General features: G+C 67.3%; 15 protein-coding genes. 12 read left to right on the top strand and 3 right to left on the bottom strand.

What is annotated here, in order from left to right; genetic code table 11:
• The coding region (locus tag WI697_RS14420) for a transposase (RefSeq protein WP_345958945.1) at positions 1-283 on the bottom strand (283 nt) is incomplete at its 3' end.
• A 99-nt stretch (positions 284-382) separates the two neighbouring features.
• On the opposite strand from WI697_RS14420, the gene WI697_RS14425 reads away from it, so the two are divergent.
• The 6 genes from WI697_RS14425 to WI697_RS14450 all read left to right on the top strand — a co-directional run bounded on the left by WI697_RS14425 (position 383) and on the right by WI697_RS14450 (position 8023).
• On the top strand, positions 383-2683 hold the full coding sequence (locus WI697_RS14425) for an NACHT domain-containing protein (protein WP_345958946.1): 2301 nt from the start codon (positions 383-385) through the stop codon (positions 2681-2683).
• Between the two features lie 129 nt (positions 2684-2812).
• Positions 2813-4093 carry a Glu/Leu/Phe/Val family dehydrogenase gene (locus WI697_RS14430; protein WP_345958947.1) on the top strand — a complete coding sequence of 427 codons (1281 nt, stop codon included), beginning with the start codon at positions 2813-2815 and terminating at the stop codon, positions 4091-4093.
• A gap of 160 nt (positions 4094-4253) precedes the next feature.
• The gene (gene rarD / locus WI697_RS14435; protein ID WP_345958948.1) at positions 4254-5186 is read left to right on the top strand and encodes an EamA family transporter RarD; all 933 of its coding nucleotides are present in this window, start codon (positions 4254-4256) and stop codon (positions 5184-5186) included.
• A gap of 11 nt (positions 5187-5197) precedes the next feature.
• Positions 5198-5866, top strand: coding sequence for an FtsZ-binding protein FzlA (gene fzlA, locus WI697_RS14440; protein ID WP_014743707.1), 669 nt, complete (start codon positions 5198-5200; stop codon positions 5864-5866).
• A complete protein-coding gene (gene queG / locus WI697_RS14445) occupies positions 5847-7061 on the top strand; it encodes a tRNA epoxyqueuosine(34) reductase QueG (RefSeq protein ID WP_345958949.1) in 1215 nt (404 codons plus the stop codon). Before fzlA ends, queG begins: the two co-directional genes overlap by 20 nt.
• A complete protein-coding gene (locus WI697_RS14450; protein WP_345958950.1) occupies positions 7058-8023 on the top strand; it encodes an SDR family oxidoreductase in 966 nt (321 codons plus the stop codon). Before queG ends, WI697_RS14450 begins: the two co-directional genes overlap by 4 nt.
• Before the next feature lie 6 nt (positions 8024-8029).
• Here WI697_RS14450 and WI697_RS14455 read toward each other — a convergent pair whose 3' ends face one another.
• Positions 8030-9610 (bottom strand): ABC-F family ATP-binding cassette domain-containing protein, encoded by a 1581-nt coding sequence (locus WI697_RS14455; RefSeq protein ID WP_345958951.1) that lies wholly within the window; start codon positions 9608-9610, stop codon positions 8030-8032.
• Positions 9611-9738: 128 nt separating this feature from the next.
• Positions 9739-10557, bottom strand: a complete 819-nt coding sequence (locus tag WI697_RS14460; protein ID WP_062761790.1) for an alpha/beta fold hydrolase — start codon at positions 10555-10557, stop codon at positions 9739-9741.
• Between the two features lie 328 nt (positions 10558-10885).
• Between WI697_RS14460 and WI697_RS14465 the strand changes: the two genes are divergently transcribed.
• The 6 genes from WI697_RS14465 (at position 10886) to pheS (ending at position 16039) form a co-directional block, all read left to right on the top strand.
• Positions 10886-11980 (top strand): glycosyltransferase family 4 protein, encoded by a 1095-nt coding sequence (locus tag WI697_RS14465; protein WP_082828241.1) that lies wholly within the window; start codon positions 10886-10888, stop codon positions 11978-11980.
• Positions 11977-12948 (top strand): glycosyltransferase family 9 protein, encoded by a 972-nt coding sequence (locus WI697_RS14470; protein ID WP_345958952.1) that lies wholly within the window; start codon positions 11977-11979, stop codon positions 12946-12948. The genes WI697_RS14465 and WI697_RS14470 overlap by 4 nt, the downstream gene beginning before the upstream one ends.
• 255 nt (positions 12949-13203) lie before the next feature.
• Complete coding sequence (gene infC / locus WI697_RS14475; protein ID WP_062761755.1) at positions 13204-13782, top strand: translation initiation factor IF-3; 579 nt, start codon at positions 13204-13206, stop codon at positions 13780-13782.
• A 269-nt stretch (positions 13783-14051) separates the two neighbouring features.
• Positions 14052-14249, top strand: coding sequence for a 50S ribosomal protein L35 (gene rpmI / locus WI697_RS14480; protein WP_014743715.1), 198 nt, complete (start codon positions 14052-14054; stop codon positions 14247-14249).
• An 86-nt stretch (positions 14250-14335) separates the two neighbouring features.
• On the top strand, positions 14336-14704 hold the full coding sequence (gene rplT, locus WI697_RS14485; protein ID WP_014743716.1) for a 50S ribosomal protein L20: 369 nt from the start codon (positions 14336-14338) through the stop codon (positions 14702-14704).
• A gap of 255 nt (positions 14705-14959) precedes the next feature.
• Positions 14960-16039: a phenylalanine--tRNA ligase subunit alpha gene (pheS, locus tag WI697_RS14490; protein WP_014743717.1), complete on the top strand. Its 1080-nt coding sequence runs from the start codon at positions 14960-14962 to the stop codon at positions 16037-16039.
• Positions 16040-16051 lie beyond the last annotated feature (12 nt).

The raw sequence follows: 16051 nt of genomic DNA on the forward strand, positions 1-16051 counted from the left end.
GGTGGATCCGCGCCAGCGTGCCATCCCATTCCCACAGACCCAGATATTCATGCACCGTACTCCGGGGCGGCAGATCCTTGGGCAGAGCCCGCCATTGGCAGCCGGTCATCAGCACATAGAATACGCCGTTCAGAACCTCGCGGACATCGACCGTGCGCTGCCGACCGCCGCGCTTCGCGGGCGGGATCAGCGGCTCGACAAGCGCCCATTCTTCATCCGTCAGGTCGCTCGGATATCTCAACCCCGGCCGCTCATAAACACGGCGGGTTTCCGTCGTCCACATTCTGTCCGCTCCCATTTCCTTTGGGGCGGCATCGAATCACAACAGATTCACCGGATTCAATAACATTCCGGACGGGCTCTTACTGAGGTTCTTGATTTATTGGATTCTGCAACCGAGAAAGAATCAAGCTTCTTCAGATTGTCGGTTTTTGAAATATATAGAAAAGTCCTGGATATCGAGAATGCAAATTTAATAGTTAAAAGGACGCGCGATATTTTGAATTCTACAAACAGAATGCATCGGTCTGGTGTGTATAAATATGGCGAAGATGCTGATGAGATTCAAAGATCTATCGAAGAAGAAAATATATTACACGAAAATGCCTGGCTTTTTCTTTCAGAAGTGCCGCCAGGTGAGTGGAGCCAGCAGATCGTCAAAGATCTGATGGATGACGGGCTTGGGTTGGTATACGAGAGTGGCTTAGAGCCCGAAATTGCGCTTAAGGTGCTGCTCGTTCATGGTCCGGGACGCGCGGTCAGCAGTCTTGCCGCTTTGCGTGCCAGTCATGCGACGGCCCCCTGGAATATTGCCTCGATCCGTATGGCCGCCCATCTCGCGGCTGGCGGAGACCCTGAGGCTGAAGTCCTGCTGGCCTGGTTGGGACGGGTGGAGCCTGATCGGTTACCGTTGGCATCCGTCCGTCGCGATCCAGCGCAAGCACATAGTGTTCTGTCCATCTTTTTAAAGCATTGGGATGATGTTTCGGCATCGCGAAGCCTCAGGGAAGAGGCGGAAGCGCGGGTGATGGACGTTGTCTATGCGGCCTGCGGTGTGCGGGCGGCCTTGTCTGACCTCGGATTATGGGGACGGATATCCTTCACCCTCGAGGCCCTTGTCGGCCGTGCCATTCCCCGCCCTCGGTGCTGGACGCCCGATCAATTGGAAACGCTGAGGAAACTATACGCCGCTTTCGATGTCGGATCGGCTCATCGTGTCGCCCTGGCGCAGCACATCCAGGAACAGTCGCCGTCCGATGGCCTTGAATCTGCGCTACCGTGGCTGATACCCGGCTGGGTCCTGTTCTGGGTAACCTTCCTCTTCGTCTTCCCATGGTCGCGCACGGTCCAGGCGATCTTTTTCTGGAATCCGCGGGTCCGGGGCATGGTGAGCCTGGGTGCAGTCCCCCTGATGCTTCATCTGCCGCCGCTGCGTCGCCATCTGCTGCGCCCCTTCCGGGAGAAGCTTCTCGAGGAAGCCAGACTCGAGGCATTACCGGACCTCGGCTTCTTCGGAGACGTTCGGGTACGGCATGGCGATGGGCCGGCGCGGCCGATCACGGATGTCCTCCCCGGCCTGTCCGGGGCGGTGGTGCTGCGTGGCGATGCCGGGCTCGGCAAGACGTCGATCCTGCGCCAGCTGGCCTCACAGCAGCGTCGGCCGGTGGTTTTCCTGCAGGCGCGGGACTGCGCGGATGGTGTGGAGGCAGCCGTTCTGGACCACATCGGCCGGATCCAGGAAGAGGGCTTCGTGCGCGGGGCGATCCATACCGGCGGACTGCTCGTCCTGATCGATGGGCTGAACGAGGTTTCCGTAGAGATCCGAATGAAGATCAGCGACCTGCTGAAGAGACGTATTCGAGGCGATATCGTTGTCGCCACCCAGCCGATTGAATGGGAGCCCCCGGCTGGAGTGCGCGTCTACGATCTCCTGCCGCTTGATCGTGAGGCGACACGCCGCTTTCTTGTGTCGCGACCAGTGGCGGCAGATCCGACTCATCTGGTCCATGGTCCGGCCTTCGAGGCCGCCGTCGACTGCTTTATCACCGGTGCGCTGGATCAGGCGCCGGGTGAGGGCGAGCGGGAAGCGGCGAAAATCATCCTGTCCAATCCCTTTGATCTTACCCTTGCAGCCGACCTGCTGGCCCGGGGGCACATGCCTGCCGCCACGGGATTGATCGATGCCGCATTCCGCCTTGCCGATGAAGGCGGGCCGGGTGAACCGGGGTATCGTGCGAAGGCAGGGGTTCCCTTCCCGCTGGTTGCGTTCGGCCGGCACGCCGTACAGATGCGCCTGGAGGATCGCAACTGGTTCCAGCCTGGTGAATTCGAAGCGGAGCAGCCCTGTCTGATCCACCAGAGAATGCTCGTACAACGCTCGGTGATGGCGTGGCGGGGCCGGGAGGGCGAAGCGCCGGAGCGGGTGATCTTCCGGCACGACCGGATCTGGGATTTCTTCATGGCGGCGGCGTTCGAGGCGGATGCCGATCTGGTGGAGGCGCATCTCGGAGATCCACGTTTCAGGGGGGTCTACCTTCGGATTGCGGAAACCTGGCCGCCGGAGAAGGCCATGGTGGTTTGGGATGCACTCGTTCAGGTGGCAGCCGAACGGAACGAGCATGCCGTTTCAGACGCCGTCGTAATGCGCCTCAAGGCGCGGCTCGGGGCGGTGAAGCCGGCATAGGCCGCAGAGTTCCGGAACGACATTTCCTTTCAGTCCGATCGCGGGGCGGTTAAACCGCGCAAGGATCGGTCCTGCGACGGGCGGGGCCGGTTGTCTCTCGTAACCCCCGCAAAAGACTGGTGACATGACATGTTGGATGATGAACGCGGTCCGCTGCTTCGGCAGGCCCTCTCTCGTCTCGACGCGGCGGCCGCGTATCTCGACCTCGATCCGGACGTGGCGGAGAAGCTGGGTGCCCCCCGCGAGACCCTGAAGGCGCGGTTGCTGATCCGGATGGATGATGGTAGCCGGCGGGCCTTCACCGCCTGGCGCTGCCGCTATGACGACACCCGCGGCCCCACCAAGGGCGGCATCCGTTATCACCCCGCCTCGACCATGGACGAGGTGGAGGCGCTGGCCTTCTGGATGACCTTCAAATGCGCGGTGATGAACCTGCCCTATGGCGGCGGCAAGGGTGCGATCCGGGTGGATCCGCACGGCCTGTCACGGGCGGAGCTGGAGCGGCTGTCGCGCGCCTATGTCCAGGCCTTCGCCGGTGTGATCGGGCCGGACCGCGACATTCCGGCACCCGATGTCTATACCGACGCCATGGTCATGGGCTGGATGGCCGATGAATACGGCTCGCTGACCGGTGCGCCGGCGCCGGCGGTGGTCACCGGCAAGCCGGTGGCGCTGGGCGGATCGCTCGGCCGCGGTGACGCCACGGCCCGCGGCGGCTGGTATCTGCTGCGCCATCTGGCTGCCCGTCTCGGCGTCGAGGACCAGCCCGGCCGCGTGCGGCGGGCGATCGTTCAGGGCTATGGCAATGCCGGCCGGCATATGGCACGGCTGCTGGCGTCCGACGGCTGGACGATCGTTGGCGTTTCCGACAGCCGGGGTGCGGTGGCGGCACCCGGCGGTATCGACCTCGATGCGCTGGATGCCGCCAAGGCCCGGGGCGGGGTCGGTCTTCTGGAGGGGCCGGGCGTGCGCCGGGTCGATCCGGACGAGATCCTGGCCCTGGATGCCGAGCTGCTGGTGCCGGCGGCCCTGGAAGAGATGATCCATGCCGGCAATGTCCATCTGATCACGGCACCGGTGGTGCTGGAGCTGGCTAATGGCCCGGTGACGCCCGAGGCCGACGAGGTGCTGGCCGCCCGCGGCATCACCGTGCTGCCCGACATCCTGGCCAATGCCGGCGGTGTCACGGTCTCGTATTTCGAATGGGTCCAGAACCGGCAGGGCTGGTACTGGGGCGAGGCCGAGGTGCATGAGCGGCTGAAAGCGGCGATGGAGCGGGAAGGCGACGCGATCGGCGATCGCGTTGTAACCCTCGGTATCGACTGGCGGACCGCGGCCTATGTCCATGGTCTGGCGCGGCTGGCGGATGCGATTGCCGCCCACGGCACCCAGACCGACTTCCGCGGCTGACGATCGGCCGACTTCCGGGGACTGATGCCGGGCCGAGGCCGAGCCCCGCTCGTGCAGGGGGTGCGGAGCTTTCGGCCCGCGCCCCCTGGCGGGAAGACGGGCGGGGGGATAGGATCGCCCAGGCGTTCCCGTCTCCCCCGCTTCCGGATCCGCACCGCTGATGTCTTCCACCCCGCAGAGCCCCTCGCCGGCGCTGCCTGCCGGCGCGCCCCCGGGGCTTGGCCGGCCGGCCGCCGCGGCGTTCGGCGCCTATGTCATCTGGGGCCTGTTCCCGCTCTATTTCTCGGCCCTGGCCGCGGTACCGTCGCTGGAGGTTCTGGCCGACCGGATCCTGGGCTCGCTGGTCGTGCTGATCTTCATTGCCGCGGGCCATCGTCACCGGGCCGAAATCCGCGCCGTGATCGCCCGGCCCCGGGTGCTGGGCCTGCTCTGCCTCAGCGCCGTCGCCATCGCGGCCAATTGGGGGGTCTATATCTACGCGGTCCAGACCGGCCGCGCGGTCGATGCCAGCCTCGGCTATTACGTCAATCCGCTGGTCTCGGTGGTGCTGGGCGTGGTGTTCCTGCGCGAAAGGCCGCGGGCGATGCAGATCCTGGCCTTCTTCCTGGCGATCGGCGGGGTCGCCTGGATTGCGGGGGAAGGCGGCGGCCTGCCCTGGATCGCGATCGCGCTGGCCATGAGCTTCGGCACCTATGGCCTGTTGCGCAAGCTGGCTGCGGTCGGTGCCGTCGCCGGGCTTGCGATCGAAACCGCGGTGCTGGCGCCGGTGGCTCTCGGCTGGACGATCTTCGCGGCAGCCGGCGGTGTTCTGGCCATCCCCTCGGCCGGGCCGCTGCAGGTGCTGCTGCTGCTGGCCGCCGGTGCCGTAACGGTGGTGCCGCTGCTGATGTTCGGCTTTGCGGCGCCGCGCCTGCCCCTCGGCCTGCTGGGCTTTCTGCAATACGTCAATCCGACCTGTCAGCTCGCCGTGGCTGTGTTTCTGCTGGGCGAAACCGTCTCCGAGGCGCAAGGTGTGGCCTTCGTTCTCATCTGGATCGCGCTCGCGCTTTATACCGGTGATGCGGTAGTGGCCCGACGCCGTTCTCTGCGCTAAAGTCCTTGGCCATGCGCACGCTTTATCATCACTGGCTGAACCCTGGTTGCCGCGTGGTCCGACTGGCCCTCGGCGAGAAGCAGCTCGATCACGATCTGCAGCTCGAAAAGGCGTGGGAACGCCGCACCGAGTTCCTGAGGCTCAATCCGGCAGCCGTGCTTCCGGTTCTGGTTGAAGCCGACGACACCGTGGTCGCCGGCCATCGCACCGTGCTCGAATATCTGGAAGAGGCCTATCCGGAACATCCCCTGCTGCCGCGCCGGCCGGGAGACCGGGCCGAGGTGCGCCGGCTGATCGACTGGTTCGACCATAAATTCTCCGACGAGGTCACCCGCAATCTCGTGGGGGAGAAGGTCGACAAGCGCCTGGCAGGCTTGGGACAGCCGACTTCGGCCGCGATCCGCGCGGGCCTTGCCAATATCAACTATCACCTGGAATACGTGGCCTTCCTGACCGAGCGGCGCAAATGGCTGGCCGGCGACCAGCTCTCGCTGGCCGATCTGGCCGCTGCCGCCCATCTTTCGGCGATCGACTATCTGGGCGATGTGCCCTGGGTCCGCCATCCGGTCGCCAAGGAATGGTATGTCCGGATCAAGTCCCGGCCGAGCTTCCGGCCCATGCTCAAGGACCGGATCATCGGCATTGCGCCCGCGGCGCATTATGGCGACCTCGATTTCTGACCGGCGCCCGCCCGCGCCACCACCGCCCAGGCGCAAGGGGCCGCCGCTCGACCTTGATCCCGCCGGCTGGACAGCGGCGATCCGCGCCAGGGCCAGGGAGATCGGCTTCGATGCCGTGGGCTTTGCCCCGGCCCGCCTTCCCCCTGCGACAGGCGAGGCGCTCGACCGGTTCGTCGAACTCGGCCGCCATGGCGACATGCGCTGGATCGAGGACCGGATCGACTGGCGCCGCAGCCCCGATGCACTCTGGCCCGAGGCACGGAGCGCGATTGTCCTTGCCCAGAATTACGGACCGGCCACCGACCCTCTGGCCAATCTCTCCTGCCCTGAAACCGGCAGCCTGTCGGTCTATGCCCGGGGCGACGATTATCACGAGGTGATCAAGGCAAAGCTGCGCCGTCTGGCCCGCTGGCTCTGGGACGAAAGCGCGGTCGAGCTGAAATTCTTCGTCGATACCGCGCCGGTGATGGAAAAGCCCCTGGCGGCGCTGGCCGGGCTGGGCTGGCAGGGGCGGCACACCAATCTGGTTTCGCGTGATTTCGGATCCTGGACCTTCCTGGCGGTGATGCTGACCGGGCTGGATCTTGTCCATGACCGCCCCCATGGCGATCGCTGCGGCAGCTGCCATGCCTGTCTGGATGCCTGTCCGACCGATGCCTTCCCGGCGCCTTATGAACTGGATGCCCGGCGCTGCATTTCCTATCTCACCATCGAACTCGACGGGCCGGTGCCGGCGGAGTTCCGGGCCGCCATGGGCAACCGGATCTATGGCTGCGACGACTGCCTGGCGGTCTGCCCCTGGAACAAGTTCGCGAGAGGGGCCGCCGAGATGAAGCTGGCGGGCCGCGAGGCGCTGACGGCGCCGGCGCTTGCCGATCTGGCCGGACTGGACGATGGCGCATTCCGCACCATGTTCGCCAAGACCGCCGTCAAGCGGATCGGCCGCGACCGCTTCGTCCGCAATGTCGCGATCGCGATCGGCAATTCGGGGCGCCCTGATCTGGTGCCGGCACTCCGGCCGCTGCTGGCGGATGGGGCGGCGCAGGTGCGGGCGATGGCGGTCTGGGCGGCATCGCGGCTGATGTCGCCGGCTGAATTTGCAGGCGCGGCGGCCGGGCGGTTGCCGGGCGAAACCGATCCGGTGGTGCTGAGCGAATGGCGGGCTGCCGGTGTCCTGTCCGAGGAGGGGCCATGACCGACCACCCCGCCGATCACGAGGCGACCGATCCCGTGGCCCTGCTTCGCCCTGTGGCGGGCGATGGCGGCCTGCTGTTCTGCTTCGGCCTGGGCTTTTCCGCCCGGGCTTTGGCCCGGGCCTGGATGGCGGCGGGCGGCCGGGTGGCCGGTACCTGCCGGAGCGCCGGCAAGCGCGATCAGCTGGCGGCCGAGGGGATCACCGCGCATCTGTTCGACGGCAGCGAAGCGATGGACGCCGCAGGTCTCGCGGATCTGGGACAGGCCGTGGCGATCCTGTCTTCGGTCGGCCCCGACGCCGGGGGCGATGCGGTGATCCGGGTCCACGGTGCGGATATTGCCGCCGCGGCGGCAGCCGGTGCGGCACGCGGTGCCGCGCCCTGGATCGGCTATCTGTCGACCACCGGGGTCTATGGCGATCATGGCGGCGGCTGGGTCGACGAGACCACGCCGACCATCGACGCCGGCGGCCGGGGTGGCCGCCGGGTGGCGGCGGAACAGGCCTGGTCGGCGCTGGCGCCCGAGGCCCCGGCCCATCTCTTCCGGCTGGCCGGCATCTATGGCCCCGGCCGTTCGGCGCTCGATACGGTCCGCGCCGGGCGGGCGCATCGGGTGGTGAAGCCGGGCCAGGTCTTCTCGCGCATCCATGTCGACGACATCGCCGCCGTGCTGGCCGCCTCGATCGCCCACCCTGCGCCGGGGCGTGCCTACAATCTCTGCGACGACGAGGCCGCCCCGCCCCAGGACGTGATCCTGCATGCCTGCGAGTTGCTGGGGGTGACGCCGCCGCCGGAAGTGCCGTTCGAAGAGGCCGATCTCAGCCCCATGGCGCGCAGCTTCTATGCCGACAACAAGCGGGTGCGCAACAACCGGATCCGCGAGGAGCTGGGCGTGCGGCTGAAATACCGCACCTACCGGGACGGGCTGGCCGCCCAGCTTGCGGCGGAAGCGGCGCGCCGGTAGCCGCGGTCAGGCGGGAAGCCGCAGATGCCGCCCGATGCCCACCCGGGCGAGCAGGTCCGGATCATGGCTGACCAGGACCAGCGCGCCATCCCAGGCGGCAAGTGCGGTCTCCACCGTCTCGGTCGCCTCCAGGTCCAGGTGATTGGTGGGCTCGTCGAGCAGCAGCAGCTCCGGCGGTTCCGCCTGGCCGAGCAGGCAGGCGAGAGCGACCCGCATCCGCTCGCCGCCGCTCAGCATGGCCGTCTGCCGCAATGCGGCGTCACCGCGGAACAGGAAGCGTGCAAGGATTGCGCGCAGGGCTTCCTCTCCGGCATCGGGCGCATGGCGCCGCAGATTGTCGAGCAGGCTGAGCGCCGGATCGAGCAGATCCGCATGCTGGTCGAGCAGGGCGATCCGGCCGGGGCGTCGGACCGAACCGCTGCGGGGCCGGTCCAGCCCGGCGGCGATCCTGAGCAGCGACGTCTTGCCGGCGCCGTTCGGGCCCGTGATCGCGATCCGCTCCGGCCCCGTGACGCTGAGATCGGGCAGGGAGATGCCGGCTGCCGTCACGACATCGCGCAGGTCGAGCAGCTCCCGCCCGCGGGCGAGGTCTGTTGCGGGCAGTGAAAAAACCGGCCGGCCGGTGAGGTCGAGCGCGGCGCGGGCGGCCGTCAGGTCGCCTGCTGCCGTCTCCAGACGCCTTGCTGCCAGCCGGTTCCCGCGGCCCCGGCTGCGTTCCGCCCGATCCTGTCGGGCATCGAGCAGGATTTTCGGCATGTCGCCGCGGGCGCGATGCCGGCGGCCGGCGGCGTCGCGGCGATCCTGACGCGCGGCCGCCGCAGAGGCCTCGCGCTTTGTCCGGCTCATCTGATCCCGGGCGGCAGCCATGGCGGCATGGGCCGCGGCTTCCCGGGCCGTGCGCGCGGCAAGCCAGGCCTCGCCGCCGCCCGTGTGGTGGAAGACCCGGCCCGGCGCCAGTTCCAGAATGCGCGACAGTCCACGCAACAGGTCCCGGTCATGAGACGCGATGATCAGCCCGCCCGTCCAGTCTGCGATGAGAGAGGCGACCGCCTGCCGCCCGCTCTCGTCCAGATGGTTGGTCGGCTCGTCCAGCAGTAGCAGATCCGGTTCGGCCAGGATCGCGCCTGCAAGCCGCAACCGGGCGCGTTCGCCGCCACTGAGGGTCGCGACGGGGCGGCGGACATCCAGGTCCGAAAGGCCCATCCGGGTCAGTGCCGCGGCGATCCGGGCTTCAAGGCCCCAGTCGATGCGGGCTGCGTCACGGGCGTCGATGCGCCCCGCCAGCGCGCAGTCGATGAGGTCGAGCGCGGCCCTCTGGCCGATCAGATCGGCAACGGTCAGATCCGTCGGCGTGGCTGCCGTCTGGTCGAGCAGCAGGCAGTCGGCCGGCCGGACGATCCGACCGGCGGCGGGAGAGGCATCGCCGCTGATGATCCGGAGCAGGGTCGATTTGCCACTGCCGTTGCGACCGACGAGACCAAGGGACTCCTGGCCCAGATCGAGATCGAGCCCTGAAAAAAGCTCACGCCCCCGGGGATCGATCGCGGCAATGCCGCGGAGGCTGAGGCGCACGGTGGTGGATGACATGGAGAGCCTTCGGAACGGAACGACGACACGGGGTGGGGCGGTCGGTCGTCGTTCCGATCATCGGCAGGGCACTCCTGAAGGCTGCGGCGGCTGAAGGTTCCCGATATGTGGGGAGCCGTGGCCCCGGATCAATCCGCTTCGACCACCAGCCGGCACACCTCGTCGAGGGTGCGGGTCAGCATGGCGATGTCGGACGGCGTCGAAAGCCGGTGATCGCCGCCCTTGACCAGTTCGATCCGGAGATCGGTGGTGGTCAGGGCCGCGGCGGTTTCCAGCGACAGCCGCCAGGGCACGTCGGGATCTTCCAGGCCGTGGAGCAGGCGCACCGGCCCTTCGAAGGGGATGGGGCCGTCGAGCACCAGATTGTCGCGCCCCTCTTCGATCAGCCGGCGGGTGATCACCGTGGGCTCCGGGTCGTATTCCGACGGGATCTCCAGGCGGCCGTCGCGAAGCAGCGCCGCCTGCTGGTCGGCGGTCATGTCGGGCCACATCAGCTTTTCGGTGAAATCGGGCGCCGCGGCGATGCCGATCATGCCCTTCACCCGATCAGGGCGGGCCAGGGCGACGCGCAGCATGATCCAGCCGCCCATGCTGGAGCCCACCAGGACCAGCGGGCCGTCGGTCAGGCGATCGATCATCACCAGCGCATCCTCGACCCAGCGGCCGATGCAGCCGTCTTCGAAGGCGCCGTCCGAGATGCCGTGACCGGAATAGTCGAAGCGCAGATAGGGCCGACCGGTGCGCGCGCAGAATCCGTCGAGCGCCATGGCCTTGGTGCCGGTCATGTCCGAGCGGAACCCGCCCAGGAACACGACGCCCGGCCCGGGCGCCCAGAGCTTGGGCAGATGGCGATGATAGGCCAGATGCACGCCGTCGCCGCGGTCGATGCGGCCGGTATCGGAACCGGCGGGATGGGCGGGGTCGGCGGAAGAGGTGGGGGTGGACACGCGATCCTCCATTTGGGGGATGGGGTTGGATGTGGACGAGGGCGGGCGTGACGGGCCGGATGCATGACAGGTGGACCGGTGACCATTTCGGGGCGTGGGCAGCCCGGACTTCTGCCCGAAAGGTCGCTCGTGTAGTCTGTGGGCGGATCCGGCCGGGTGGCCGGGCCAGCCGTGCCCGCGCCCGCATGGAGCCCTGAACCCGGTGCAATCGGACGATATTAGCAGCAAGCCCGCCCATGACCCAAACGACGGTCCTGTGAAACCCCCCGCGTCGGCCCCCCGGCCGCGCACCGTTCTTCAGGTGCTTCCGGCGCTGGGACCGGGCGGTGTGGAGCGCGGCACCGTCGATATCGCTGCCGGCCTGATCGCCGCCGGCTGGCGTGCCGTCGTCGCCTCGGCGGGCGGACCGCTGGCCGTGGAACTGGAGCGGCTGGGCGGCCGGCATGTCACCCTGCCGCTGGCGACCAAGCGCCCCTGGTCGATCCGCGCCAATGCCGGGCGGCTTGCCGATCTGATCCGGGAAGAGGGGGTGGACCTGGTCCATGCCCGCTCTCGCGCACCGGCCTGGAGCGCCTTTATGGCGGCGGAGCGCACCGGCACCCCCTTCGTGACCACCTTTCACGGCACCTATGGTCACGGCAGCTGGCTGAAGCGCCGCTACAACGCGGTGATGACCCGCGGCCGGCCGCTGATCGCGATCTCGGACTTCATCGCCGACCATCTGCAGACGGTCTATGGCGTCGATCCGGCCGTGATCCGGACCATCCCGCGCGGGGTGGATGTTTCGAAATTCCATCCGGCAGCGGTCTCGGCCGACCGGATCATCGCACTCGCCCGCCGCTGGCGGCTGGACGAAAGCCGGGCACTGATCCTGATGCCGGGCCGCCTCAGCCGGTGGAAGGGGCATATGGTTCTGCTCGACGCGCTGGCCGAGCTTGGGCGGCGCGATGTGCAATGCGTGATGGTGGGCGCGGCCCCCGGCACCGAGAGCTACCGCGCCGAGGTCGAGCAGGCGATCCGGGATCGCGGGCTGGAGGATGTGGTGGGCATTGCGGAGGCCGAGCGCGACATGCCGGCGGCCTATATGCTCGCCGATGTGGTGGTGTCGCCGGCGACGGAGCCCGAGGCTTTCGGTCGGGTGCCGGTGGAGGCCCAGGCGATGGGCCGCTGGATCATCGCCACGGATCATGGCGGCGCGCGCGAGACCGTGAACACGAATATCGGCGGCATGCTTGTGCCGCCGGGGGATGCCGGGGCGCTGGCCCGGGCGCTGGGGCTGGCCCTGACCATGGATCCGAAGGCGCGGGCCGCCGCGGCGCGCGCGATGATCGCCCATGTCGACGGCCGCTTCACCCTTGCCCGGATGCAGGCATCCACGCTGGCGGTCTACGAGGAGGCGCTGGCCCGGGGGCGACCGGCATGAAGAGGGCACAGAAGATCGTCGTGCCGCCAATGCCGGATCCGAAGGCCCGGGTGCTGGTGATCAAGCATTCCGCCTTCGGTGATGTGATCATGGCGCTGGGGCCGATGAAGGCGATCCGCCTGGCCCATCCGGAGGGCCGCATCACCCTGCTGACTACGAAGCCCTATGCCGGGCTGCTGGAACAAAGCGGGCTGTTCGACGAAATCTGGATCGACGAGCGCCCCAAGGCCTGGCAGTTCGGCAAGGTCCGCGACATGCGCCGCCGGCTGAATGCCGAAGGCTTCGAGCGGGTCTACGACCTGCAGACCAGCGATCGCAGCAGCAGCTATTTCCGCCTGTTCGACCGGCCACGGCCGCTCTGGTCCGGCATTGCGCCCGGATGCACGCTGCCCCATGCCAACCCGCAACGCGACCACATGCACACGCTGGAGCGTCAGGCCGAACAGCTGGCCATGGCCGGGATCACCCGGGTGCCGGCGCCGGATCTCTGCTTCCTGAAGGCGGATCTGTCGGGCTTCGATCTGCCGGGGCGGTTCGGTCTTCTGGTGCCGGGTGGCGCCGCCCATCGTCCGGGCAAGCGCTGGCCGGCCGTGAAGTATGCCGAGACCGCGGGGCTGCTTGCCGATCAGGGGATCGTACCGATGCTGATCGGCACGAATGCCGAGGCCGGAGCGATCGATGCGGTGGTGGCTGCCGAGCCGCGGGCCGTATCGCTGCAGGGGCGCACCAGTTTTGCCGAGATCGCAAGTCTCGCCCGACGTGCGGCGATCGCGGTGGGCAACGACACCGGGCCGATGCATCTGATCGCGGCGGTCGGCTGCCCGTCGCTCAGCCTGTTCTCGAAAGAAAGCGACCCGCAGCTGACCCGCCCCCGGGGGCCGCGCGCCTCGTGGGTACGGTCCGATCGGCTTGCCGATCTGTCGGTCGGAGAGGTCGCCACCGCCATCCGTCGGCTGCTCGAGACGTGACCGGGGCTAAGTTGCCGTTCAAGAAAGACTTGCACGACACCGGACCGTGACTATCCTTCTGTCATATCGGCGACGCGCATGTGCGCGTCGACCCCGCCTCATGTCCTGTCGCCCGGTTCAAGAACCATCCCGTCGTCACCATATCCGGTTTTCACCGACCGGTGCCGTGGCCGGGCATGGGTTCTCTGGCCCGGCCTGCAGGGTGCGGGTTTCCGGTCGGCAATCGAAAGGGGACTGACCATCGCTAGAAGACCAATGCCGGTGGCGCCGAACGCGAATCGCGACGCCCATCGCATCAATGAAGCCATCCGCGTGCCGCAGGTGCGTCTGATCGACGCCGACGGCAACATGATCGGTATCGTCTCCCGCGACGACGCCCTGAACCGCGCTGCCGATGCCGGGCTCGACCTGGTTGAGGTTGCGGCTCAGGCCGAGCCGCCGGTGTGCAAGCTTCTCGACTACGGCAAGTTCAAATACGAGTCGCAGAAGAAGGCCCAGGAGGCCCGGAAGAAGCACAAGACGATCGAGATCAAGGAACTCAAGTTCCGGCCGAACATCGACGACAACGACTACAACGTCAAGATGAAGCATGCCGTCAAGTTCCTGACCGAAGGCGACAAGGTGAAGATCACCATGCGCTTCCGCGGTCGTGAAGTGACGCACCAGGATCTGGGCATGCGCGTCCTGATGCGGGTTTCGGGTGATCTTGCCGAACTGGGCAAGGTCGAGCAGCGCCCGACCCTTGAAGGTCGTCAGATGACCATGGTGCTTGCACCGCTCGTCCAGCCGGGCGAGAAGGCCGAAGGTGCGGACAAGGCCGCCGAAAAGGCATGAGCTGACCGGTCTCGTGCCTGCTGGCTTGCGATGGGCGCCGGGACCCGTGGGATCCCGGCTGCCTTTTCGGCAGCGGCGTGCGTCCTGCACTTGCCAAGTGCCGGTGGCGTCGCTATAAAGCCGGCTTCGAAACGCCGGGACGGGCGACCGTTCCGCGCGACATGGTGGCCGTGGCTTCTGGCATGCCCGTCCGCCATGGATGCTCCGCATCGTCCCGTGCCGTTACCTGACGGCTCAGGGGGATGCGACCTGAACAGACGGAGAGCAAAATGCCAAAGCTGAAGAGCAAGAGCGGCGCCAAGAAGCGGTTCCGCCTGACTGCGAGCGGCAAGGTCCGCCGCGCCAGCGCCTTCCATCGTCACTGCATGTCGTCCAAGACGCAGAAGCAGAAGCGCAACAGCCGCAAGACCCAGATCCTGACGGCTGCCGACGCGAAGATCGTCAAGCAGTTCCTGCCCTACGCCTGACCGGCTCCCGGCGGACGACGACAGAAGATGCAGTGTCCGGCCGATGCCCGGCCGGCTCCGAATGATTTCCATCGGGAGTACAGACGATGGCCCGTGTGAAGCGCGGCGTGACGTCCCATGCGCGCCACAAGAAGGTTCTGAAGCTGGCCGAGGGCGCCCGTGGCCGCTCGTCCAAGACGATTCGCGCCGCGAAGCAGCGCGTTGACAAGAACCTGCAGTACGCCTACCGCGACCGCCGCGTCCGCAAGCGCCAGTTCCGCGCGCTGTGGATCCAGCGCATCAACGCCGGTACGCGTGAGCTGGGCATGACCTACAGCCAGTTCATGGCCGGCCTGAAGGCCGCGGCCATCGAGATGGACCGCAAGGTCCTGTCGGATCTGGCCGTGCACGAGCCCGCAGCCTTTAAGAGCCTTGTCGAGCAGGCGCAGAGCGCTCTCGCCAAGGCCGGTGCCTGAGAGACGCGGATACCGGGCGGTGACGCCCGGTAACCCGGATCCGGCACAGAAGGACGCCGATCGAAGCGAGGGGGCCCGCGCCTGCGGGACCCCTCGTTTTGCGTTCTGAGCCAGGTTTCCCCGGAAGAGCGCGGTGTCATCGAATCGTCACCGGTGAACGCGCATTCTGCCCCTCCGTCGGATTTCAAGACTCCGTCGGATCTCAGACGTCCGATCCGCATAAGACCGTCGAGCCAAACTGATCCCGAGGCCTCCATGACCGACATCGACAGCCTGAAGGAGGAGATCGAGGGGCGCATCGCCGCTGCCGCCGATCTCGACGCGCTCGAAGAGGTGCGCGTTCAGGCCTTTGGCCGCAAGGGCCGCATCACCGAGATGCTGAAGGGCCTGGGCGCCCTGGACCCCGAGGCGCGCAAGGCGACCGGCCAGGCGCTGAACCAGGTGCGCGACCAGCTGCAGACGGCCCTGGAGGCCCGCCGCGAGGTGCTGAAGGCGGCGGCCCTGGATGCCCGTCTCGCGGCCGAGCGGATCGACGTCACCCTGCCGGTGCGCCCCGAGCCCCAGGGCCGTATTCACCCGATCTCGCAGGTGATCGACGAGCTGACGGCCATCTTCGCCGATATGGGCTTCCAGGTGGCCGAAGGTCCGCAGATCGAGACCGACTACTACAACTTCACCGCGCTCAACATCCCGCCGGAGCATCCCGCCCGGCAGATGCACGACACCTTCTATGTCCGCGGCAAGGCCGAAGACGGTGCCAACCTGGTGCTGCGCACCCACACCTCGCCGGTGCAGATCCGTACCATGGAGGCGGGCAAGCCGCCTTACCGGATCATCGCGCCGGGGCGGACCTATCGCAGCGACAGCGACATGACCCACACCCCGATGTTCCATCAGGTGGAGGGGCTGGTGATCGATCGCGACATCACCATGGCGCATCTGAAGGGCTGCCTGATCGAGTTCGCCAAGGCCTTCTTCGAGGTCGACGATCTGCCGGTGCGTTTCCGGCCGAGCTATTTCCCCTTCACCGAGCCCTCGGCCGAGATGGATATCGGCTGCCAGCGCGGCGGCGGCGAACTCAAGATCGGCAATTACGGCGACTGGCTGGAGATCCTGGGCTGCGGCATGGTCCACCCCAAGGTGCTGGCCATGGCCGGCATCGATCCCAACGAGTATCAGGGCTTCGCCTTCGGCATGGGCATCGAACGCATCGCCATGCTGAAGTACGGCGTGCCGGATCTGCGCACCTTCTTCGAGGGCGATCCGCGCTGGCTGAAGCATTACGGCTTCGCGGCGGCAGATCTGCCGACGCTTGCCGGCGGTCTGACGCGCTGAACGGAGATCACT

The sequence above is a fragment of the Tistrella mobilis genome (assembly GCF_039634785.1).
GTDB classification, from domain to species: domain Bacteria; phylum Pseudomonadota; class Alphaproteobacteria; order Tistrellales; family Tistrellaceae; genus Tistrella; species Tistrella mobilis.